Source organism: Amycolatopsis sp. NPDC051045, assembly GCF_040682955.1.
GTDB lineage: Bacteria > Actinomycetota > Actinomycetes > Mycobacteriales > Pseudonocardiaceae > Amycolatopsis.
Genome location: NZ_JBFBCC010000011.1, coordinates 149465 through 174770 on the forward strand (window position 1 = coordinate 149465; position 25306 = coordinate 174770).

Sequence of the window (25306 nt, forward strand, 5' to 3'; positions counted from 1 at the left end):
ACGGAGCTGACACATGTCCACCCCGAGCGACCGGGTCGTCGAAGCACTCCGTGCCGCGATGAAGGAGTCCGAGCGGCTCAAGCGGCAGAACCAGCAGCTGCGCGCCGCCGCCACGGAACCGATCGCCATAGTGGCCATGGGCTGCCGGTTCCCCGGCGGCGTCCGCGGCCCCGAGGCGCTGTGGCGGTTCCTCGAGGACGGTGGCGACGCGATCGGGCCGTTCCCGGCCGATCGCGGCTGGGACGTCGAGGCGGTCACCGGTGCCGGGGTCGACGAGCGGGGCATGGGCGTCAGCCAGGCCGGCGGGTTCCTCGACGGCGTCACGGACTTCGACGCGGGGTTCTTCGGGATCTCGCCGCGCGAGGCGGTGTCCCTGGACCCGCAGCAGCGGCTCCTGCTGGAGGTGTCCTGGGAGGCGATCGAGCGGGCCGGTATCGACCCGCGGCGGCTGCGCGGCAGCCGGACCGGGGTCTTCGCCGGGACGAACGGGCAGGACTACGCCTACCTGATGGTCCGCTCGCTGGCCGACGCCGACGGTTCGGTCGGCACCGGCATCGCGGCGAGCGCGCTGTCCGGCCGGGTGGCCTACACGCTCGGGCTCGAAGGCCCGGTCGTCACGGTCGACACGGCGTGCTCGTCGTCGCTGGTCGCGGTGCACCTGGCCGCCCAGGCGCTACGGGCGGGGGAGTGCACCCTGGCGCTGGCCGCCGGTGTGAACGTGATGTCGACGCCCGGGTCGCTGCTGGAGTTCAGCCGCCAAGGCGGGCTTTCCGCCGACGGCCGCTGCAAAGCCTTCTCCGAGGCAGCCGACGGCACCGGCTGGTCCGAAGGCGTCGGCGTGCTGGTGCTGGAAAAGCTGTCGGACGCGCAGCGCCACGGGCACGAGGTGCTCGCCGTGGTCCGCGGCACCGCGGTCAACTCCGACGGCGCGTCCAACGGCTTCACCGCCCCCAACGGTCCTTCGCAACAGCGGGTGATTCGCGCCGCGCTCGCCGCGTCCGGACTGGCTGCGTCCGACGTCGACGTCGTCGAAGCGCACGGCACCGGCACGAAGCTCGGCGACCCGATCGAAGCCCAGGCCCTGCTGGCCACCTACGGCCAGGACCGGGACATCCCGCTGTTGCTGGGCTCGATCAAGTCCAACATCGGGCACACCCAGGCCGCCGCCGGGGTCGCCGGGATCATCAAGGTGGTCGAGGCGATCCGGCACGGCGTCGTGCCGCGGACGCTGCACGCGGACCCCCCGTCGTCCCATGTGGACTGGTCGGCGGGCGCGGTCCGGCTCGCCACCGAAACCCAGCCGTGGCCTGCGGTGGACCGCGCGCGCCGCGCCGGTGTCTCGTCCTTCGGCGTCAGCGGCACCAACGCCCACGTGCTCATCGAACAGGCGCCCGCCACGCCGGCCACCTCGATCGAACGGGCTGAGATTCCGGCGCCGTGGCTGCTGTCGGGGCGTACCCCCGCCGCGTTGCGCGCGCAGGTCACCCAGGTCGTCGAGGCCACGTCGGGCGCCGAGGTCCTCGACGTCGCCTTCTCGCTGGCCACCACCCGTTCGGCGTTCGAAGAGCGCCTGAGTGTCCTCGGACCCGACCCCCGGGCCGCGCTGACCACCTGGCTGGCCGACGGAGACGCTCCCGGCGTCGTCACGGGTTCGGTGGCCCGGCCACCCGCGCTGGCCTACGTGTTCACGGGGCAGGGCGCCCAATGGCTCGGCATGGGCAGCGCTCTGGCCGAGCGGTTCCCCGTGTTCGCCGACGCCCTCGCCGCCATCCTGGACCGGCTCGACCCGGCCGTTCGCGAGGTGCTGCGGGGCAGTGACGCGGCCGCGCTCGACCGGACCGGGCACGCGCAGCCCGCGCTGTTCGCGGTCGAGGTCGCCCTGTTCCGGCTCCTCGAATCCTGGGGCATCCGCCCCGACTCCGTCGCCGGGCACTCCGTCGGCGAGGTCGCCGCCGCGCACGTCTCCGGCGTGCTGTCGCTCGACGACGCCTGCCTGCTGGTCGGCGCGCGCGCCCGGCTGATGCAGGCGCTGCCCGCCGGCGGTGCGATGGTCGCCGTCCGCGCGAGCGAAGAAGACGTGCGGCCGTACCTGAGCGACGACGTTTCCCTCGCCGCGGTCAACGGGCCGCGCTCGGTGGTGCTGTCCGGCGCCGAAGACGCCGTCCTGGCCGCGGCCGCGCACTTCGAGCGCCCGCGCCGGCTTTCGGTGTCGCACGCGTTCCACTCCTCGCGGATGGACCCGATGCTGGCGGACTTCCGGCAGGTCGTGTCCGGGCTGACGTTCGCCGAGCCGGTGCTGCCGTTCATCGCGGCGGGCGACGTCACCTCGCCCGAGTACTGGGTGAGCCACGTCCGGGAGCCGGTCCGGTTCGCCGACTCCGTGCGCCGGCTCGCCGAGGCCGGTGTCTCGGTGGTCGCCGAGCTGGGCCCGGACGCCGCGCTGACCCCGCTGATCGGCCTCACCGCCCCGGACGTCACCGCGATTCCGCTGGTGCGCCGCGACTCCGACGAGACCGCGGCCCTGACCGCGGCGCTGGCCGGGTTGCACACCGCCGGCGTGCGCGTCGACTGGACGACGTTCTTCGCCGGTACCGGCGCCCGCAGCGTGCCGCTGCCGACGTACCCGTTCCAGAGCGAGCGGTTCTGGCCATCCACAGTGGACGTCGCGGCCGACGCCGCCGGGCTCGGCCTCGACCCGGTCGCACACCCGCTGCTCGGCGCGTCCCTGGCTCCGGCCGGGTCCGACGGCCTGCTGCTGACCGGGCGCATCTCCGCGCGCACCCACCCGTGGCTCACCGATGGCCCGTTCCCCGGCACCGGGTTCGTCGAACTCGCCCTGCGCGCGGGCCTCGACCTCGGCTGCGACCTGGTCGAAGAACTCACCCTCGGCGCGCCGCTGGAGCCGGCCGCCGACGAGGCCGTCGACCTGCAGCTCTCGGTCGGCGAGCCGGACGCGACCGGCCGCCGTCGCCTCGACATCCACACCCGGTCCGCCGGTGCCGGCAGCTGGACCCGGCGCGCCGAAGGCGTCCTCGCCACCGGGGCTCACCACGAGGACTTCGCGGACGGCGACGAGGACATCGAAGTCGCCTTCGGTGAGGACGAGTCCGAGACGGCTCGCTTCGGGCTGCACCCGCGGCTCCTCGAGAACGTTCTGCGAGCGGCCGGGGAATCCGGTTACCCGACGCGGTGGACCCGGGTGTCCCTGCACGCGGCCGGCGCGGCCCGGGTCCGGGTCCGGATCCGCCCCGGCGACGGGCTGTCGCTGGCCCTCACCGACACCGCGGGCCGGCCGGTGGCGTCGATCGGCTCGGTGCGCTCGGAAGCCGTCTCTGCGCAGTCCGAGGTGGACTCGCTGTTCGAGCCGCGCTGGGTGCCGGTCGTGCTGCCCCCGGAGGGCGCCACCGACGTCACCCTCGTCCGGCTGACCACCGACGGCGGCACCCTCGACGGTCTCACCACGCTGACCACGCGCGCCCTCGAACTGGCGCAGGAATGGCTGGCCGGCGAGCGGTCCGCGGCTTCCCGGCTGGTCTTCGTGACCGAAGGCGCGATCGACGGCGAGGACCTCGCCGCCGCGGCCGTGTGGGGCCTGATCCGCACCGCCCAGACGGAGAACCCGGGCCGCTTCGTCCTGGTCGACGCCGACGCCGAGACCTCGGACGACGTGCTCAAGCGCGCCCTCGCCCTCGACGAACCCCAGCTCCTGCTGCGCGGCGGCACCGCCCGCGCCGCCCGCCTCGCCCGCGCCCGGACCGACGGTGCCGAGCCGCGGTCGTGGGACCCCGGCGGGACGGTCTTGATCACCGGCGGCACCGGCGGCCTCGGGGCCGAATTCGCCCGGCACCTCGTGCGCGAGCACGGCGTCCGGCACCTGCTGCTGCTCAGCCGCCGCGGCCCCGACGCGCCCGGTGCGCGGGAACTGCGCGACGAACTCGGCGTCGACGTGCAGATCCGCGCCTGCGACGTCGCCGACCGCGCCGACCTGGCCGCCGCGCTCGCCGCGATCCCAGCCGAGCACCCGCTGACCGCGGTCGTCCATGCGGCCGGCGTGCTCGACGACGGCGTCGTCACCGCCCTCACCCCCGAACGGCTCGCCCCGGTACTGGCCGCCAAGGCCGCGGCCGCGTGGCACCTGCACGAGCTGACCCATGACCTGGCCGCGTTCGTGCTGTTCTCCTCGGTCGCCGGGATCATGGGCGGCGCCGGGCAGGGCAGCTACGCCGCCGCCAACAGCTTCCTCGACGCCCTCGCGGCCCACCGCCGCGCCACCGGCCAGCCCGGGCTGGCCCTGGCCTGGGGCTCCTGGACGGTCGGCATGGCCGGCTCGCTCACCGAAGCCGACCGCGCGCGGATGGCCCGCTCGGGCATGCCGCCGCTGGCACTCGAGCACGGCCTCGCGCTGTTCGACACCGCCGTGACCCTGCCGCAGCCGGTGGTCGTGCCGGTCGCCGTCGACCTCGCCGCGCTGCGCCTCCTGGAGGAGCTGCCGCCGCTCCTGCGCGGGCTCGCCGGCGGGATCCGCCGCTCGGCCTCGACGACGTCCGCGGCCGCCGCCGGCCTCGCCGGGCAGCTGCGCGTCTTGAGCGACGACGAGCGGCTCGCGAAGGTCACCGACCTCGTCCGCGGCCGCGCCGCGACCATCCTCGGCCACCCCGGCCCGTCCGCCGTCGGCGCCGAGAAGTCCTTCTCCGAACTGGGTTTCGACTCGCTGACGGCGGTCGAGCTGCGCAACCGCCTGGCCGCGGTCACCGGGCTGCGGCTGCCCTCGACGCTGGTGTTCGACCACCCGACGCCGGTCGCGGTCGCGCGGCTCGTGCTGGCCGAGCTGTTCGGCGGGCCGGCCACGCCCACCGCGGTGACCAGCGGCCGGCGGGACGACGACCCGATCGTCGTGGTCGGTGTCGCCTGCCGGTTCCCCGGCGGGGTCGAGAGCCCCGAAGACCTCTGGGACCTCGTCGCCGAGGGCCGCAGCGGGGTGTCGAGCTTCCCGGCCGATCGCGGCTGGGACGCGGCCGCGCTCGCCGCGTCCGACACCCGCGCGGGCGGCTTCCTCTACGACGCCGCCGAATTCGACGCGAGCTTCTTCGGCATCTCACCGCGCGAAGCCGTCGCGATGGACCCGCAGCAACGTCAGCTGCTCGAAGTCTCCTGGGAGGCGCTCGAACGCGCCGGGCTGGACGCGACCGGCCTGCGCGGCTCGCGCACCGGCGTGTTCGTCGGCACCAACGGCCAGACCTACTCCGACCTGTTCCTCACCGGCGACGTCGAACTGCGCGGGCAGACCGGCACCGGCATCGCCGGCAGTGTCGTGTCGGGGCGGTTGTCCTACGTGCTGGGTCTCGAGGGCCCGGCGATGACGATCGACACCGCTTGTTCGTCGTCGCTGGTCGCGATGCACCTCGCGGCGCAGTCGCTGCGGGCGGGGGAGTGCGACCTCGCCCTGGCCGGTGGTGTCACCGTGATGGCCACCCCGGGCGGGTTCGTCGGCTTCAGCGGCCAGAACGGCTTGGCTCCCGACGGGAACTGCAAGGCCTTCTCCGACGACGCCGACGGCACCGGCTGGTCCGAAGGGGTCGGCGTCCTGGTGCTGGCCCGGCAATCCGAGGCGATCCGCGCCGGGCACGAGATCCTCGCCGTCCTGCGCGGGTCCGCCGTCAACTCCGACGGTGCGTCGAACGGCCTCACCGCGCCGAACGGCCCGTCGCAGCAGCGGGTCATCCGCGCCGCGCTGGCCGACGCCGGACTGTCCACTGCGGACGTCGACGTCGTCGAAGCGCACGGGACCGGGACGACGCTGGGTGACCCGATCGAAGCGCAGGCGCTGCTCGCGACCTACGGCCAGGACCGGTCGAGGCCGCTGCTGCTGGGGTCGGTCAAGTCGAACATCGGGCACACCCAGGCCGCCGCCGGCGTCGCCGGGGTCATCAAGGTGATCGAGGCCATGCGGCGCGGGATCGTGCCGCAGTCGTTGCACGTCGGCGAGCCCTCGTCCCATGTGGACTGGGCAGCGGGGGCGATCGAGGTCGTCTCCGAGGCTGTTGAGTGGCCCGCGGTGGACCGGCCGCGCCGGGCCGGGGTTTCGTCGTTCGGGATCAGCGGCACCAACGCCCACGTCATCCTGGAAGCCCCGGAGCCGCGTCCGGTCGAGGCCACGCCCCGGCGCCAACTCCCGGTCGTGCCGTGGGTCGTCTCGGCCAAGACCGAGGACGCCCTCGCGGCCCAGATCGAGCGGATCGCCGAGGCCGGGCTCGACCCGCTCGACACCGGGTACTCCCTGGTCACCGCCCGGGCGGGCTTCCCGCACCGCGCGGTGCTCCTGGCCACGCCGGACGGCGTCCGCGAGGTCGCGCGCGGAGCCGGGGACGCGCCCTCGGTGGGCTTCCTCTTCACCGGGCAGGGTTCCCAGCGGCTCGGCATGGGCCGCGAGCTGTACGCGACCTCGAAGCCGTTCGCCGACGCGCTCGACGAGGTCCTCGGGCACCTCGACCCCGGCTTGCGCGACGTCCTGTGGGGCGACGACGCGAGCCTGCTCGCCGAGACCGGCTGGGCGCAGCCCGCGCTGTTCGCGCTCGAAGTCGCCCTCGCCCGGATGGTCGAGGCGCACGGCGTCCGGCCCGCCCGGGTCGCCGGGCACTCGGTCGGGGAGATCGCGGCCGCCCACCTCGCGGGTGTCCTTTCCCTGGCCGACGCGGGCACCCTGGTGACGGCGCGCGGCCGCCTGATGCAGGCCCTGCCGCGCGGCGGGGCGATGGTCGCGGTCGAAGCGTCCGAAGAGGACGTTCGCGCGCGGCTGGTGGACGGCGTCGACATCGCCGCGGTGAACGGCCCGCGCGCGGTGGTGCTGTCCGGCACCGAGGACGCCGTGTTGCGCGTAGCGGCGCAGTTCGAAAAGGACAAGCGGCTCAAGGTGAGCCACGCGTTCCACTCGCACCTGATGGACCCGATGCTCGACGAGTTCCGCGCGGTCGTCACCGGGCTCACGTTCGCGCCGCCGCGGATCCCGGTCGGCACGGCCGGCGACGTCACCGACCCCGAGTACTGGGTCCGCCACGTCCGCGACACCGTCCGCTTCGCCGACGTGCTCGCGGAGATGGACGTCACGGCGTACGTCGAGATCGGCCCCGACGGGGTCCTCTCGGCGATGGTCGACGAGCCCGGCGCGCTCGTGACGCCGTTGCTGCGCAAGGACCGCCCGGAACCGGAGACCGTCCTCACCGGACTGGCGCGGCTGCACGTCGCCGGCACCGACGTCGACTGGACCCCGTGGTTCACCGGCGCCCGGCGGATCACCCTGCCCACCTACCCCTTCCAGCGGCAGCACTACTGGCCGCGGGTCGTGCCGGGCCGCGGCGCGGTCGAGCGCCTCGGGCTCACCCCGGCCGGGCACCCGCTGCTGGACTTCGCCGTCGACCTCGCCGACTCCGGCGGTGTCGTGCTGTCCGGGCTGCTGTCGACGGAGGCGCAGCCGTGGCTGGCCGACCACGTCGTCGGCGGGCACGTGCTGTTCCCCGGCACCGGGTTCCTCGACCTGGCCGTCCGCGCGGCGGACCAGGTCGGCTGCTCGGCCGTGCAGAGCCTCTCCATCGCCGCGCCGCTGTGGCTGCGCCCGGACGAGCCGGTGCTGCTGCAGATCGCGGCCGGCGGCCCCGACGACGCCGGGCGCCGCGAGCTGACCATTTCGTCCCGCGGCACCGGCCCGCACGCGGAGTGGGTGCAGCACGCAGTCGGTTTCGCCGCGGTCGGCGAGCACCCGGCCGCCGCGGTGGGCGAGTGGCCGCCCGCCGGGGCGACCGAAGTCGACGTGTCCACTGTGTACGCCGAGCTGACCGCGACCGGCCTGGTCTACGGACCCGTCTTCCGCGGCCTGACCCGGGCCTGGCTCGACGGCGACGCGCTGCTCGCCGAAGCCGAGCTGCCCGGCGAAGCCGACGGCGACTACGGCCTGCACCCGGCCCTGTTCGACGCGGTCCTGCACGCCCTCCAGCGGCTCGACACGATCGCGGGCGGTCTGCCGTTCGCGTGGTCGGGGGTGTCGCTGCACGCCTCGGGCGCGACCCGGATCCGCGCCCGGATCACCCCGGTCGACCGCGAGTCGGTGGCGATCGCCGTCACCGACGAGACGGGCGCGCCGGTCCTGACGGTCCAGTCGCTGCAGCTGCGCGAAGCGGCCCAGCGCGACGAGGACGACGACTCCCTCTTCCAGACGACGTGGGTCCCGGCGGCCCTGGCCAAGGACGCGCCCGCCGGAACGTGGGCGCTGCTGGGCGACGACCCCCTGCTGGCGACGGTCGCCCGCCCGTGCGCGGACCTCGACGAGGCACTGGCCTTGGAGCCGGATGTCCTCCTGGTCCCGATCGGCGATGGCCCGGACGAGCCGTTCACGGCTTCTGGCCCGGCTGCGCTCTCGGCTGGTGGTCCGGGCAGCGGTGGCTCGGCCGCCGTGGCGGCCGGCGGTTCCGGTAGCGAGGCCTCCGGCGCGGCCGATCTCGCGAACGGCAGTTCCGCCGGTGCGGTCGCCGCGCCCCAGCACCCCCTGCTCACTTCGGTCCGCGAAGTCACCGCCCGCGCGCTGTCCGTGCTGCAGAGCGCAGACGAACGGGCCCGCCGGGTCGTCTTCGTGACCCGCGAAGCCGTCGCCGTCGAACCCGGCGACCGGATCGCCGACCCGGCCGCCGCGGCGGCGTGGGGCCTGATCCGCTCCGCCCAGTCCGAGCAGCCCGACCGGTTCGTCCTCGTCGACCTCGAAGCCGGCGCCGCCCTGCCCGGCACCGGGTTCGTCGTCTCCGGTGAACCGCAGTTCGCCGTGCGCGGTGAAAGCGTCCGCGTCGCCCGGCTCGGCCGCCTGGCCGGCAACGGCGACCTCCTGCCTCCCGCGGGACCGGCGTGGCGGCTCACCGCCGGCCCCGCGGGGATCGACGACCTGGGTGCCGAGGCGTGCCCGGACGTCCTCGACGACCCGCCCGCCGGGCACGTCCGGGTCCGCCTGGAAGCGGCCGGGCTCAACTTCCGCGACGTGCTGTCCGTGCTCGGCATGTACCCGGGCAAGCTCGGCGACCTCGGCGCGGAAGGCGCCGGCGTGATCGAGGCGACCGGCCCGGGCGTCGACCCGGCCCGCGTCGGCGAGCGCGTCTTCGGGATGCTGCCCGGCTCCTTCGGCACCCACAGCGTCTCCGACGTGCGCTACCTCGCGCCGGTGCCCGCCGGGTGGTCCGCGCGCACCGCCGCGTCCGTCCCGCTGGTGTTCCTGACCGCCTACTACGCGCTGGTCGACCTCGCGGACCTCAAGCCCGGCCGGAAGGTCCTGATCCACGCGGGCGCCGGCGGTGTCGGCATGGCCGCCATCCAGCTGGCCCACCACCTCGGCGCCGAGGTCTTCGCCACGGCGAGTGCGGGCAAGCAGCACGTCCTGCGCGAGCTCGGTGTCGCCGACGACCACATCGCCTCCTCCCGCTCACTCGAATTCGAAGCCGACTTCCGCCGCGTCACCGGCGGCGCGGGCGTCGACGTCGTGCTCAACGCCCTCGCCGGCGAGTTCGCCGACGCCTCCCTGAACCTGCTCGCCGACGGCGGCCGGTTCCTCGAGATGGGCAAGACCGACATCCGTGACCCCGCCGCGCTGCCGCGGGTCCGCTACCGCGCGTTCGACCTCGGCGAGGCCGGGCCCGACCGCACCGCCGAGCTGCTCGGCGAGCTGCTGCGGCTCTTCGCCGACGGCGTCCTGACGCCGCTGCCCATCCGGAGCTGGGACCTGCGCCAGGCCCCGGCCGCGTTCCGGCACATGAGCCGCGCGAAGCACGTCGGCAAGATCGTGCTGACCCTGCCGCCGCGCTGGGAACCCGACGGCACCGTGCTCATCACCGGCGGCACCGGCGGGCTGGGCCGCGAGCTGGCCCGGCACCTCGTGCGCACCCACGACGTCCGGCACCTCGTGCTCACCAGCCGTCGCGGGCTCGACGCCCCGGGTGCGGTCGAGCTGCGCGACCAGCTGGGTATCGACGTCACCATCGAGGCCTGCGACGTCGCCGACCGCGACCAGCTCGCCGCCGTCCTCGCCCGGATCCCGGCCGCGCACCCGCTGCGAGCCGTCGTGCACACCGCCGGCGTCCTCGACGACGGCGTCGTCGCCTCGCTCGACCCCGCACGCCTGGACACCGTGCTGCGGCCCAAGGCCGACGCCGTCGTCCACCTCGACGAGCTGACCCGCGACCTCGACCTGACGGCGTTCATCGTCTTCTCCTCGGTCGCCGGCACCGTCGGCTCGGCCGGGCAGGGCAACTACGCCGCCGCCAACGCCTTCCTCGACGCCTTCGCCCAGCGCCGCCACGCCGGGGGCCGCGCCGCGCTGTCCCTGGCCTGGGGTGGCTGGGAAACCGGCATGGTCGGCACGCTCACCGACGCCGACCGCGAGCGGATGGCCCGCGGTGGCGTGCCGCCGCTGACCGTCGAGCAGGGCATCCGCCTGTTCGACCGCGCGACCCGCTCGCCGAGCGCCGTGGTCGTCCCCATGCGCGTCGACATGACGGCCATGCGCGCCCAGGGCGAGCTGCCGTGGCTGCTGCGCCCGGTCGCCCGGCCGGGCCGCCGCCGCGCGGGCGGCGACGCCGAGCACGTGCGCGGCTCGCTGCGCGAGCAGCTGGCCGGGATGCGCCCGGCCGAGCAGCTGCGCCTGCTCGCCGGCCGGATCGCCACCGAGGTCGGTACCGTCCTCGGCCACGCGCCCGACGACGTCGAGACCGCGCGGGAGTTCCGCGAGCTCGGCTTCGACTCGCTGACCGCGGTCGAGTTCCGCAACCGGCTCGTCGCCGTGACCGGGCTGCGGCTGCCCTCGACGCTGGTGTTCGACTACCCGACCCCGGGCGCGGTCGCGCAGTTCCTGCGCGGCGAGCTCGTCGGCTCGGCCGGCACCGGCCCCGCCGTCGTGGCGACCGGCCCGGTGTCCGACGACCCGGTCGTGGTCGTCGGCATGGCCTGCCGGTTCCCCGGCGGCGTCACCGGACCCGACGGGCTGTGGGACCTGGTCGCCTCGGGCGGCGACGCCGTCTCCGGCTTCCCGGCCGACCGCGGCTGGGACACCGCCGCGCTGGCCGCCAGCGACACGCAGGCGGGCGGCTTCCTGGACGACGCGGCCGAGTTCGACGCCGCGTTCTTCGGGATCTCCCCGCGCGAGGCGGTCGCGATGGACCCGCAGCAGCGGCTGCTGCTCGAAGTGTCCTGGGAGGCCTTCGAACGCGCCGGGCTGGACGCGACCGGCCTGCGCGGCTCGCGCACCGGCGTGTTCGTCGGCACCAACGGCCAGACCTACTCCGACCTGCTCATGACCACCGACGCCGACCTGCGCGGGCAGACCGGCACCGGCCTGGCCGCGAGCGTCGCCTCGGGCCGTCTGTCGTACGTGCTGGGCCTGGAGGGCCCGGCGATGACCATCGACACGGCGTGCTCGTCGTCGCTGGTGGCGCTGCACCTGGCGGCGCAGTCGCTGCGGGCGGGGGAGTGCGACCTCGCCCTGGCCGGTGGCGTGACCGTGATGGCCACCCCGGGCGGGTTCATCGGGTTCAGCGGCCAGAGCGGCCTGGCGCCGGACGGCCGCTGCAAGGCCTTCTCCGACGACGCCGACGGCACCGGCTGGTCCGAAGGCGCGGGCCTGCTCGTCGTCGAGCGGCAGTCCGACGCGCTGCGCCACGGCCACCGGATCCTCGCCGTGGTCCGGGGTTCCGCGGTCAACCAGGACGGCGCGTCGAACGGCCTCACCGCACCCAACGGGCCCTCGCAGCAACGCGTCATCCGCGCCGCGCTCGCCAACGCCGGACTGTCCACCTCGGACGTCGACGTCGTCGAAGCGCACGGGACCGGGACGACGCTGGGTGACCCGATCGAAGCCCAGGCGCTGCTCGCCACCTACGGCCAGGACCGGGTGAAGCCGCTGCTGCTGGGCTCGATCAAGTCCAACATCGGGCACACCCAGGCCGCCGCCGGCGTCGCCGGGATCATCAAGGTGATCGAAGCGATGCGGCACGGAATCGTGCCGCAGTCGCTCCACGTCGGCGAACCGTCGTCCCATGTGGACTGGGAGGCCGGCGCGGTCGAGGTCGTGTCCGAAGCCGTCGAGTGGCCCGCGGTGGACCGGCCGCGCCGGGCCGGGGTTTCGTCGTTCGGGATCAGCGGCACCAACGCCCACGTCATCCTCGAAGCCCCCGAGCCGCGCCCGGAAAAGCCGCGCGAAGAGATCGCCGCGACGCCGGTGCCGCTCGTCGTCTCCGGCCGGACCGCCGAGGCGCTGCGCGACCAGGCCGCCCGCCTCGCCGCCCGGCTGGAGGCGTCCGGCGAGCTGCTCGACGTCGCCTTCGCCGCGGCCACGACCCGCGCGAGCTTCGCGCACCGCGCCGCGGTCGTCGCCGGCGAACCGGAAGCGGCGATCCGTGAGCTGCGGGCGCTGACCGGGTCGACCGAGGCCGGCCGCCCGCCCGTGCAGGCGTTCCTGTTCACCGGCCAGGGCGCGCAGCGGCTCGGCATGGGCCGCGAACTCTCGGAGGCCTACCCGGCCTTCTCCGCCGCGCTCGACGAGGTGCTCGCCTTCTTCGAACCCGGGCTGCGAGAGGTCATCTGGGGCGTGGACGCCGACGCCCTGGCGCAGACCGGCCACGCGCAGCCCGCGTTGTTCGCGATCGAGGTCGCCCTGGTGCGGCTGCTCGAGTCGTGGGACGTGCGGCCGGACTTCGTCGCCGGGCACTCCGTCGGTGAGATCGCGGCCGCCCACGTCGCCGGGGTGCTGTCCCTGGCCGACGCGTGCGCGCTCGTGTCGGCTCGTGGCCGCTTGATGCAGGCCTTGCCCGCGGGTGGCGCGATGGTCGCGGTCGAAGCGTCCGAAGAGGACGTTCGCCCGCTGCTGACCGGCGAAGTCGCCCTCGCGGCGGTGAACGGCCCGCGCTCGGTCGTGCTCTCGGGCACCGAGGACGCCGTGCTGGAAGTGGCGGCGCACTTCGGGAAGACCAAGCGGCTCACCGTGAGCCACGCCTTCCACTCGCCCCTGATGGACCCGATGCTCGACGGCTTCCGGGCGGTCGTCACCGGGCTGGCGTTCGCCGAGCCGGAGATCCCGGTGGTCACTTCCGGCGACGTCACCGACCCGGAGTACTGGGTCCAGCACGTGCGCGGGACCGTCCGGTTCGCCGACGCCGTCGCCGGGCTCGCCGAGCGCGGGGTGCGGTCGTTCGTCGAGGTGGGCCCGGACGCCGTGCTCACCGGAATGGTCGACGTCCCGGGCGCGACCGTCGTCCCGGTGCTGCGCCGCGACCGCGACGACCGCGCCGCCGTGGCCGCCGCGGTGGCCGCCCTGCACACCGCCGGTACCCGGATCGACTGGGCCGCGTGGTTCGCCGGCACCGGCGCCCGCGGCACGGACCTGCCCACCTATGCCTTCCAGCACCGCCGCTACTGGCCGGAACCGGCCGCGCGCACCGCCGCGGACGACTCCTTCTGGTCGGTGGTCGAGCACGGCGACCTCGCCGAGCTGGCCGCCGACCTCCAGGTCGACGCCCCGGCCCTGGCATCGGTCGTCCCGGCGCTGTCCGCCCTGCGCGCCCGGCGACAGCGGCAGTCCGTCGTGGACGGCTGGCGCTACCGCGTCGAGTGGCGGCCCCTGACCACCACGACCGCGACCACTGCCGGCCGGCTGGTCCTCGTCCCGGCCTCGCTCGCCGACGACCCGTGGGCCCGCGAGGTCACCGATGCGCTCGGCACGTCGCTGACCGTGTCCACCGTGGATCGCGCCGAACTGGCCGAATTGCTGCGCGACCACCTGGAGCCGACGGTCGTGTCGCTCCTCGCGCTCGACGAGACCACCGGCCTCACCGGCACCACCGCGCTGATCCAGGCCCTGGACGACCTCGGCGCCGACACGGCGTTGTGGTGCGTCACCCGCGGCGCCGTGTCCACCGGCCCGGCCGACCCGCTCACCGCGACCGCGCAGGCCGCCGTCTGGGGTCTCGGCCGCGTCGCCGCGCTGGAGTACCCGCGCCGGTGGGGTGGCCTCGCCGACCTCCCGGCCGACCTCGACGCACGCCTGCTCGCCCGGTTCGCCGGTGCTCTCGCCGGGGACGACGACCAGATCGCCGTCCGGGCCTCGGGCGTCTACGGCCGCCGCCTCACCCCGGCCACCGCCGCGAGCACGCCGTGGCGGCCGCGCGGCACCGTCCTCGTCACCGGCGGTACCGGCGCGCTCGGCCGGCACGTCACGAAGTGGCTGCTCGACCAGGGCGCCGGCCGGGTCGTGCTGGCGAGCCGCTCCGGCGGCGAACCCGGCCCCGACGAGCGGGTCGTCGTCGCCCGCTGCGACGTCGCCGACCGCGCCCAGCTCACCGGGTTGCTCAGCACGCACCGGCCCGACGCCGTGGTGCACGCGGCCGGCGTCCTCGACGACTGCGTCCTCGGCGGCCTCACCCCGGACCGCTTCGACGCCGTCTTCCGCGCGAAGGTCGAGTCGGCGCAGTTGCTCGACGAGCTGGCCGGCGACCTCGACGCGTTCATCCTGTTCTCCTCGGTCGCCGGCGCCGTCGGCAACCCCGGCCAAGCCAACTACGCCGCCGCCAACGCCGTGCTCGACGCGCTCGCCGAAGCGCGGCGCGCCCGCGGGCAGGCCGCGACGGCGATCGCCTGGGGCGCTTGGGCGGGCGACGGCATGGCCGCCGGCCTCGGCGGCGGGCTGGACCCCGCCCTCGCCGTCACCGTGCTCGCCGACGCGGGCGGCCCGGCCGCGCAGCTCGTGGTCGCCGACATCCAGAACGCCGACGTCCTGCGGCCGCTGCTGAGCGTCCGCCGCAGCCCGCTGCTGGCCGACCTGCCGGTCGTCCGCCGGGTCGTCGCCGAGCTGGCCGCCGCACCCGCGGCCGTCGGGGCGCTGGCGACGCGGTTGCTCGCGACGCCCGCCACCGAACGCGCGAGTGTGCTGCTGGACCTGGTCCGCGAACACGTCGCCACGGTGCTCGGGCACGCGGGCACCGCGGAAATCGGGGCCAGGCGGGCGTTCTCGGACCTCGGGTTCGACTCGCTCACCGCGATCGAGCTGCGCAACCGGCTCGACGCCGCGACCGGGCTGGGCCTGCCCGCGACACTGGTGTTCGACCACCCGAACCCCCTCGCACTGGCCGAGTTCCTCCTCGCTGAAGTCCTCGGCGGCGACGCGCCGGTGTCCGCCGTGGCGGGCCCGGCCGGGGACACGAGCGACCCGATCGTCGTGGTCGGCATGAGCTGCCGCTTCCCCGGCGGCGTCCGCACGCCCGAGGACCTCTGGACGCTGCTGGCCGAGGGCCGCGACGCGATCACGGAATTCCCCGCCGACCGCGGCTGGGACATGTCGGCGCTGGCCGGTGAGGGGCGCGGCAGCAGCTACGTCGACCGCGGCGGGTTCCTGTCCGACGCCGCCGAGTTCGACCCCGAGTTCTTCGGGATCTCCCCGCGCGAAGCCCTCGCGATGGACCCGCAGCAGCGCGTGCTGCTCGAGACGTCGTGGGAGGCCGTGGAGCGCACCGGCATCGATCCGGCCGGCCTGCGCGGCAGCCGGACCGGCGTCTTCGTCGGCACCAACGGCCAGGACTACGCCGGGGTGATCGTGCGCTCCGCCACCGATGTCGAGGCCCACGCGGGCACCGGTGTCGCGGCGAGCGTCGTCTCCGGTCGTCTGTCGTACGTCCTGGGGCTCGAAGGCCCGGCGATGACGATCGACACCGCGTGTTCGTCTTCGCTGGTCGCCCTGCACCTCGCGGCGCAGGCGCTGCGCGCGGGAGAGTGCGATCTTGCGCTCGCCGGCGGCGTCACGGTGATGGCCACGCCGGTCGGCTTCGTCGGCTTCAGCCGGCAGAACGGCCTCGCGCCGGACGGGCTGTGCAAGGCGTACTCCGACTCGGCCGACGGCACGAGCTGGTCCGAAGGGGCCGGCGTCCTCGTCGTCGAGCGGCTGTCCGACGCGCGCCGCCACGGCCACGACGTCCTCGCGGTGGTGGCCGGTTCGGCCATCAACTCCGACGGCGCGTCCAACGGCCTCACCGCGCCCAACGGGCCCTCGCAGCAGCGGGTGATCCGGCAGGCCCTGGCCAGTGCCGGGCTGCGGCCGTCCGAAGTGGACGTCGTCGAAGGCCACGGCACCGGCACGACCCTCGGCGACCCGATCGAGGCGCAGGCGCTGCTGGCCGCCTACGGGCACGAGCGCGAACGGCCGCTGCTGCTGGGTTCGGTGAAGTCCAACCTCGGCCACACCCAAGCCGCGGCCGGCGTCGCCGGGGTGATCAAGATGATCCTGGCCCTGCAACGGGACCGGATCCCGGCGTCCCTGCACGTGACCGAGCCCTCCACCCACGTCGACTGGACTTCGGGTGGCGTCGAGCTGCTCACCGAAGCCGTCGACTGGCGGGAGAACGGGCACCCGCGCCGGGCCGGCGTCTCGTCGTTCGGGCTGTCCGGCACCAACGCGCACGTGATCATCGAGCAGGCTCCGGCGGCCACGCCGGTCTCGCCGGAGCGTGTCGTCACACCGGGTGTGGTGCCGTGGGTCGTCTCCGGCCGGTCCGAAGCCGCGCTCGACGCCCAGCTCGCCACCCTGCCCCACGACCTCGACCCGGTCGACACCGGCTTCTCGCTCGCCACCACGCGGTCGGCGTTCGAACACCGCGCCGTGCTGGTCGACGGCTCACCGGTCGCCCGCGGGGTCGCGCGGGACCGGACGGTCGCCTTCCTGTTCACCGGCCAGGGTTCGCAGCGGCTCGGCATGGGCCGCGGGCTCTACGAGCGGTTCGGAGTCTTCGCCGACGCCTTCGACGCGGTCTGCGCGCACCTCGACGCCGCCTTGCCGCGTCCGCTGCGCGAAGTCGTCTTCGGCGACGACCCCGCGTTGCTCGACGAGACCGGCTGGGCCCAACCCGCGCTCTTCGCCCTCGAAGTCGCCCTCTTCCGCCTGCTGCGCTCCTGGGGCGTGCGGCCGGCGTTCCTCGCCGGGCACTCGGTCGGCGAGATCGCCGCCGCGCACTCCGCCGGAGTGCTGTCGCTGGCCGACGCGTGCACGCTCGTCGCGGCGCGCGCCCGGCTCATGCAGGCCCTGCCGTCCGGCGGCGCGATGGTCGCCGTGCGCGCCACCGAGGACGACGTGCGGCCGCTGCTGTCGGACGACGTCTGCCTCGCCGCGGTGAACGGGCCGTCGTCGGTGGTGCTGTCCGGCACCGAGGACGCGGTGCTGACCGCGGCCGCGGGCTTCGAGCAGACCAAGCGGCTCACGGTGTCCCACGCGTTCCACTCGGCCGCGATGGACCCGATGCTGGCCGAGTTCCGCGTGGTCGTCTCCGGGTTGACGTTCAGCGAGCCGGAGATCCCGGTGATCGGCGACTTCACCTCGCCCGAGTACTGGGTGCGGCAGGTCCGCGACACCGTCCGGTTCGCCGACACGACCGCGCGCCTGCTCGAAGCCGGTGTCACGGCGTTCGCCGAACTGGGCCCGGACGCCGTGCTCACCGCGCTCGTCGACGGGGAAGTCCTGGCCCCGGTGCTGCGCGCCGGACGCGACGAGGAGACCACCGCCGTCACCGCACTCGCCGCGCTGCACGTCAACGGCGTGCCGGTCGGCTGGGAAGCGTTGTTCGAAGGCACCGGCGCCCGGCGTGTCGCGCTGCCGACGTACGCGTTCCAACGGCAGCGGTACTGGCCGCGGCTCGTCCCGGACGCGCACCAGCTCGGCATCACCGCGGCCGGGCACCCGCTGCTCGGCGCGATCACCGAGGTGGCCGGCTCCGGCGAGGTCGTCTTCTCGGGCCGGCTGTCGCCGTCGTGGGTCGACGAGCACGTGATCGGCGGCCAGGTGCTGTTCCCCGGCGCCGGGTTCCTCGAACTGGTGGTGCGAGCCGGTGACCAGGTCGGCTGCGGCCGGGTGGAGGACTTCACCGTGGCGGCGCCGCTGGTGCTGTCCGGCACGACGCTCGTGCAGGTCGTGGCCGGCGCCCCGGACGCGGACGGCCGACGAGAGGTGAGCGTGTCTTCACGCGCCGACGCCGGGTGGGTCCGGCACGGCACCGGCGTCCTGGCCCCGGGCACGCTCCCGACCGGCCTCCCGGGGCCCTTCGGGGAGTGGCCGCCCGCCGGAGCGTCCGAAGTGGACCTGACCGGGTTCTACGACAACTTCGCCGAAGCGGGTTTCGCCTACGGCCCGCAGTTCCGCGGCCTGCGGCGGGTCTGGCTGCGCGACGGCGAGGTCTTCGCCGAAGCCGAGCTCCCGGGCGACGACGCCGAAGAATACGGCCTGCACCCGGCCCTGCTCGACTCCGTGCTGCACGCGATCTCTTTCGCTGGCTCAGTACCCGGCGGGCTGCCCTTCTCGTGGGCGGGCGCGGAGCTGCACGCGGCGGGCGCGAGCCGGGTCCGCGCGCGGATCACCCGCGCCGGCGACGACTCGGTGACCCTGGACCTCGCCGATGAGACGGGTGCGCCGGTGCTGTCGGTGGACTCGCTGACCCTCCGGGCGGCGACGCCGGTCGAGTCCGGTCCGGAGACGCTGTTCCGCCTCGACTGGGTGCCCCTGCCCGGCGCCGAACCGGAGGGGACCTACGCGGTGCTGGGCTCCCGGCTCGCGGACCTGGGCACGGAGTACCCGGACCTCACCGCGGCGCTGGCCGCGGAGCCGGACGTGCTGCTGGTCCCGGTGCACGGCGGCACCGACGTGCTCGCCGACGTGCGACGCGTCACCACCGACGTCCTCACCATCCTCCAGACCCCGAACGAGACCACCCGCATCGTCTTCGTCACCGAAGGCGCCGTCGCCGGGGAAGACCTCGCCGCGGCCGCCGTCTGGGGACTGGTCCGCTCCGCGCAGACCGAGAACCCCGGCCGGTTCGTGCTCGCCGACGTCGACGACGCATCCCTCGCGGGCTTGCCCGCCGCCGTCGCCACCGGGGAACCGCAGCTGCTCCTGCGCGACGGCGCCGCCCGCGCCGCCCGGCTCGGCCGCGCTCCGAAGGCTTCCGATCGGCCACGGTGGAACCCGGACGGCACCGTCCTCATCACCGGCGGCACCGGGGGCCTCGGCCGCGTCTTCGCCCGGCACCTGGCCGCCGAGTACGGCGTCAAGCACGTCCTGCTCGCCAGCCGCCGGGGCGGGGACGCCGACGGGATCGTCGAACTGGTCGCCGAACTCGCCGCGCACGGCACCGAAGTCACCGTCGCCGCCTGCGACCTCGCCGACCGCGACGCCGCCGCGAAGCTCCTCGGCAGCATCCCGGCCGACCGCCCGCTGACCGCCGTCCTGCACGCCGCCGGCGTCCTCGACGACGGCGTCATCGGCTCGCTCGACGCCGGCCGCCTCGAAACCGTGCTGCGCCCGAAGGCCGACGCCGCCTGGAACCTGCACGAGCTCGCCGGGGACGTCGCCGCCTTCGTGCTGTTCTCCTCGGTCGCCGGCACCATCGGCTCGCCGGGCCAGGCGAACTACGCCGCCGCCAACGCCTTCCTCGACGCGCTCGCCGCCCACCGGCACGCCCGCGGCCTCGCCGCGACGTCCCTGGCGTGGGGCGCGTGGGCGACCGGCATGGTCGGCACCCTCACCGACGCCGACCGCGAGCGGATGACCCGCGCGGGCATGCCGCCGCTGCCGGTCGAGCAGGGCTGCGCGCTCTTCGACCGGGCCGTCGCGCTCACCGAACCCGTGCTCGTCCCGGCGCTGATGGACCTGCCGCGGATCCGCGCCCTGGCCGAGCCGCCGTGGCTGCTGCGCCCGGTCGGCCGCAAGGGCCGCCGCGGCGCGGGCCGCGCCACCCCGGCCGCGAACGCCCTGCGTGACCGGCTCTCCGGCCTGCGCGAGGGCGAGCAGCACAAGGCGCTGCTGGAGGTCATCCGCACCCAGGTCGCCGCCGTGCTCGGCTTCGACGCCGCGAGCGTCGACGTCGAGCGCGAGTTCCGCGGCCTCGGCTTCGACTCCCTCACCGCGGTCGAGTTCCGCAACCAGCTCGCCGGCGCGACCGGCCTGCGGCTGCCGGCCACGCTCGTGTTCGACCACCCGACCCCGGTCGTGCTGGCCGGGTTCCTGCGCGGCGAGCTGGCCGGGGAGGACGCCCCGGTCGCGCGCACCACGGTCAAGGCACCGGTGTCCGACGACCCGGTCGCCATCGTGTCGATGGCCTGCCGCTACCCCGGCGGGGTCACCTCGCCCGAGCAGTTGTGGCAGCTGGTCCTCGACGGCGGTGACGGCGTCGGGCCGTTCCCGGCCGACCGCGGCTGGGACCTCGCCGGGCTCTTCGGCGCCGACCGCGGCCGCTCCTACGTCCGGGAAGGCGGTTTTCTCGGCGAGGCCGGGATGTTCGACCCCGGCCTGTTCGGGATCTCGCCGCGCGAGGCCCTCGCGATGGACCCGCAGCAGCGCCTGCTGCTCGAGGTCTCCTGGGAGGTCGTCGAACGCGCCGGCGTCGACCCGCTTTCCCTGCGCGGCAGCCGGACCGGCGTCTTCGCCGGCGTCATGTACCACGACTACGGCCAAGGCGTGCAGTTCCCGGAGGAGGCCCTCGGCTTCCTCGGCATCGGCACCGCGGGCAGCGTCATGTCCGGCCGCGTCGCCTACGCGCTCGGCCTCGAAGGCCCGGCCGTCACGATCGACACGGCGTGCTCGTCGTCGCTGGTGGCGATGCACTGGGCCGCCCAGGCCCTGCGCGCCGGCGACTGCGAACTCGCGATCGCCGGTGGCGTCACCGTCATGGCGACCCCGGGGGCCTTCGTGGACTTCTCGGCGCAGGGTGGCCTGGCCGCCGACGGCCGGTGCAAGTCGTTCTCCGACTCCGCCGACGGCGTCGGCTGGGCCGAGGGTGTCGGCGTGGTCCTGCTCGAACGGCTTTCCGACGCCCGTCGCAACGGCCACGAGATCCTCGCCGTGGTGCGCGGGTCGGCGGTCAACCAGGACGGCGCGTCCAACGGTCTCACCGCGCCCAACGGTCCCTCGCAGCAGCGGGTGATCCGGCAGGCGCTGACGGTCTCGGGCCTCTCGACGTCCGACGTGGACGTCGTCGAAGGCCACGGCACCGGCACCCCGCTCGGCGACCCGATCGAGGCGCAGAGCCTCCTGGCCACCTACGGCCGCGACCGGGAAACCCCGCTGTTGCTGGGATCGGTGAAGGCCAACATCGGGCACACCCAGGCCGCCGCGGGGGTCGCGGGGGTGATCAAGATGGTGCAGGCCATGCGCCACGGCGTCGTCCCGAAGTCCCGCTACTCGGCCGAGCCGTCGTCGCACGTGGACTGGACCGAAGGCGCGGTCGACCTGGTCCCGGAGACCACCGCCTGGCCCGAGACCGGCCGCGTCCGCCGCTCGGCGGTCTCGTCGTTCGGGATCAGCGGCACCAACGCCCACGTCATCCTCGAACAGCCGGCCGACCGGCCCGCGTCCCGGCCCGCCGCGGCCGACCCCGGTCCGGTGCCGGTCGTGGTCTCCGGCCGGACGCCGGAAGCTCTGCGGGACCAGGCCGCCCGCCTGGCCGACCACCTCGAGGCGGCCGGCCCGGCGCCGGCCGACCTGGCCCACGCGGCCGCGGTGACCCGTGCGGCGTTCACCCACCGCGCGGCCGTCGTCGCCGGTGACCTCGCCGAGGTCGTCGCCGGGCTGCGCGGGATCGCCGCCGGGGACACCCCGGCCGGGGTCGTGCGCGGCGAGGCCCGCGTCGCTCCGCCGGTCGCGTTCCTCTTTGCCGGCCAAGGTTCGCAACGCACTCGCATGGGCCGTGGGCTCGCCGCCGCGCACCCGGTGTTCGCGGCCGCGTTCGACGAGGTCCTCGCCCTGCTGGACCCGGCTGTGCGCGCGGCGCTGGACGATGAGGACCGGATCGACCGCACCGAGTTCGCGCAGCCCGCGCTGTTCGCCTTCGAGGTCGCGCTGTTCCGCCTCCTGGAGTCGTGGGGCGTGCACCCGGACTTCGTCACCGGCCACTCGGTCGGCGAGATCGCCGCCGCCCACGTCGCCGGGGTGCTGTCCCTGCCGGACGCGTGCGCGCTGGTGTCCGCGCGGGCCCGGCTGATGGGTGCGCTGCCCACCGGCGGCGTCATGGTCGCGGTGCGGGCGTCCGAAGAAGACGTTCTTCCGTTCATCAGTGAGGGGGTCGACGTCGCGGCGGTGAACGGACCGGGCTCGGTCGTCCTTTCGGGACACGAAGAGGCCGTCGTCGCGGTCGCGGCGAAGTTCTCCAAGCAGCGGCGCCTGCGCGTCTCGCACGCCTTCCACTCCGTGCTGATGGAACCGATGCTCGCCGAGTTCGGCGAGGTCGTCGCGAAGCTGGACTTCGCCGAGCCGCGGGTGCCGGTCGTGTCGGCGGGCGACGTCACCTCCCCGGCGTACTGGGTCAGCCAGATCCGCGACACCGTCCGCTTCGGCGACGCGATCGGGCGGCTCACCGCGTCCGGCGTGACGGTGTTCGCCGAACTGGGCCCGGACGCCACGCTCACCGCGGTCGTCGACGAGCCGGCCGCGCACGTGATCCCGGTGCAGCGCAAGGACCGCGACGAAGCCGCCGCGGTCGCCGAAGCCCTCGCCCGGCTGCACGTCGCCGGGGTCGCCGTCGATTGGGCCGCCCGCTTCCCGAAGGCCCAGCGGGTGGCGCTGCCGACGTACGCCTTCCAGCACGAGTGGTTCTGGCCGCTGCCGGCCGCCGGCGGCGACGCCACCGGCCTCGGCCTCGCCCCGGCCGGGCACCCGCTGCTCGGCGCGACCCTCGCCCTGGCCGACTCGCCGGGGGTGGTCTTCTCCGGACGCCTGTCCGCGGCCACTCAGCCGTGGCTGCGCGACCACGTCGTCGGCGGCACGATCCTGTTCCCCGGGGCGGCTTTCCTCGAACTGGCGGTCCGCGCGGCCGACGAGGTCGGCTGCGCCGCGGTCGAAGACCTGACCCTGGCCGTGCCGCTGGTCCTCGACCCGGACGGCGCCGTCGTGCTGCAGCTGGCCGTGGGGGAGCCGGACGAGGCCGGCCGTCGCGAGCTGACGATCTCCTCGCGGGCCGACGACGCCTGGACCCGGCACGCGACCGGCACCCTGGCCCCGCGCGCCGTGGCCGCCGAGCCACTGCCCGAAGCCTGGCCGCCGGCAGGGGCCGTCGAAGCGGACCTCGCGGACTTCTACGCTCAGGCTGCCGAAGCCGGGTTCGCCTACGGGCCCGCGTTCCAGGGCCTGCACCGCGTCTGGCGCTCCGGCGCCGAGGTCTACGCCGAACTGGCCCTGCCCGACGGCGTGGAAGCCGGCCGGTTCGGCTTGCACCCCGCGCTGCTCGACGCGGCCCTGCAGGCCATCGGCTTCGGCGAGGGCGCCCCGGCCGGGCTGCCGTTCGCCTGGACCGGCGTGACCCTGCACGCGTCCGGCGCGCGCCGCGCCCGCGTCCGGATCACCCCCGCGGGCGGTGACTCCGTGACCCTGGCGCTGGCCGACGACGCCGGGAAGCCGGTCCTGACCGCCACCGGCGTCACCCTCCGCGCGGCCGAAGCCCCCGCCGAGGCCGACGCGCTGTTCCGGCTCACCTGGACCCCGGTCCCGGTGCCCGAGCCGGGCGAAGAGACCTGGGCGGTCGTCGGCGACGGCCTCGCCGGAGTCCTCGGCTGCGAGGCGCACCCGGACCTGGCGACCGCGCTGGCGTCCGGCGCCGACGTCGTCGCCATCCCGGTCACCGGCGCCCCGGACGCGGCGGCTTCGGCCCACGCGCTCACCGCGGAAGTGCTGGAGCACCTGCAGAGCCCGGCCCCGCGGCTGGTGTTCGTCACCCGCGGCGCCACGACCGGGGCCGACCTGCCCGCGGCCGCCGTCTGGGGCCTGGTGCGCTCGGCGCAGTCGGAGGAGCCGGGCCGGTTCGTGCTGCTGGACGTCGACGAGCCCGACGGCGACAGCATCCGCGCGGCCCTGGCCACCGGCGAACCGCAGCTGCTCCTGCGCAACGGCACCCTGAGCGTCGCCCGCCTGACCCGAGCGGCCCTTCCCCGGGAAAGTGCCGCTTGGGACCCCGACGGCACGGTGCTCATCACCGGCGGGACCGGTGGCCTGGGGCGGGTCTTCGCCCGGCACCTCGTGGCCGGGGGCGCCCGCCGGTTGCTGCTGCTGAGCCGTCGTGGCCCGGCCGCCGACGGCGTCGACGCGCTGGTCGCCGAGCTGGAAGAAGCCGGGGCGGACGTCCGGGTCGAAGCCTGCGACGTCAGCGACCGGGACGCGCTCGCCACCGTGCTGGCCGGAGTGCCCGACCTGACCGCTGTCGTCCACACCGCCGGTGTCGTCGACGACGGGGTGCTCGCGTCGCAGTCGCCGCGGCGGCTGGAGACGGTCTTCGCGCCGAAGCTCGACGCGGCCTGGCACCTGCACGAACTCACCGCGGACCGGCCGCTCGCGGGGTTCGTGCTGTTCTCCTCGGTCGCCGGCACCATCGGCACCCCGGGCCAGGCCAACTACGCCGCGGCCAACGCCTTCCTCGACGCCCTCGCCGAGCTCCGCCGCGGGCGGGGGCTGGCCGGGCTGTCGCTGGCGTGGGGCGCTTGGGACACCGGCATGACCGGCGACCTGGCCGACGCCGACCGCGAACGGATGGTCCGCGGCGGCATGCCCCCGCTGGCCGCCGAGCAGGGCACGGAGCTGTTCGACCGCGCGGTGGCCGGTGACGTCGCGAATCTCGTCCCGGTGCGCGTCGACCTGCCGGCCCTGCGCACGCGCGGCGAGCTGCCGTGGCTGCTTCGCCCGGTGGGCCGTCCCGGACGCCGCAGTGCGGCCGCCGGGCCGAACCGGGCGGCCGCGGCGGACCTGCGGGTGCAGCTGGCCGGGATGCGGGAGAGCGAGCAGGAACGGACGCTGCTGTCCCTGGTGCGCACCCAGGTTTCGGCGGTGCTCGGGCACCCGGTCGACCAGGTCGGGGCCGGGCTCGAGTTCCGTGAGCTGGGCTTCGATTCGCTGACCGCGGTCGAGTTCCGCAACCGGCTCACCGCGGCGACCGGGCTGACCCTGTCGGCGACGCTCGTCTTCGACTACCCGACCCCGGCCGGGCTCGCCGGGCACCTGCGGGCGGAACTGGCGCCGGCCCCGGCCGCCGCGACCTCGCTGCCGGCCGAGCTCGACCGGCTCGAAGAGCTGGTCGCCGCGGCGGGCGGGTTCGCGGAGGCGGACGTCGCGGCCCGGCTGCGCCGGCTCCTGGCGAAGATCGCCGACGCGGAGCCCGCCGGCGAAGACGTCTCCGAGCGGCTCGACGCGGCCAGCACGGACGAGGTGTTCGCCTTCATCGACCACGAACTGGGCCGGCTCGGCGACGGGTCCGGACTCGAGCGGGAGGGCTGAGGC

Annotated in this window: 1 protein-coding gene; it reads left to right on the top strand. The window is 75.4% G+C overall.

From position 1 onward, the window contains the following. The first annotated feature begins 13 nt into the window (after positions 1–13). Positions 14–25303 carry a type I polyketide synthase gene (locus tag AB0M80_RS25750; RefSeq protein WP_364569714.1) on the top strand — a complete coding sequence of 8430 codons (25290 nt, stop codon included), beginning with the start codon at positions 14–16 and terminating at the stop codon, positions 25301–25303. Positions 25304–25306 lie beyond the last annotated feature (3 nt).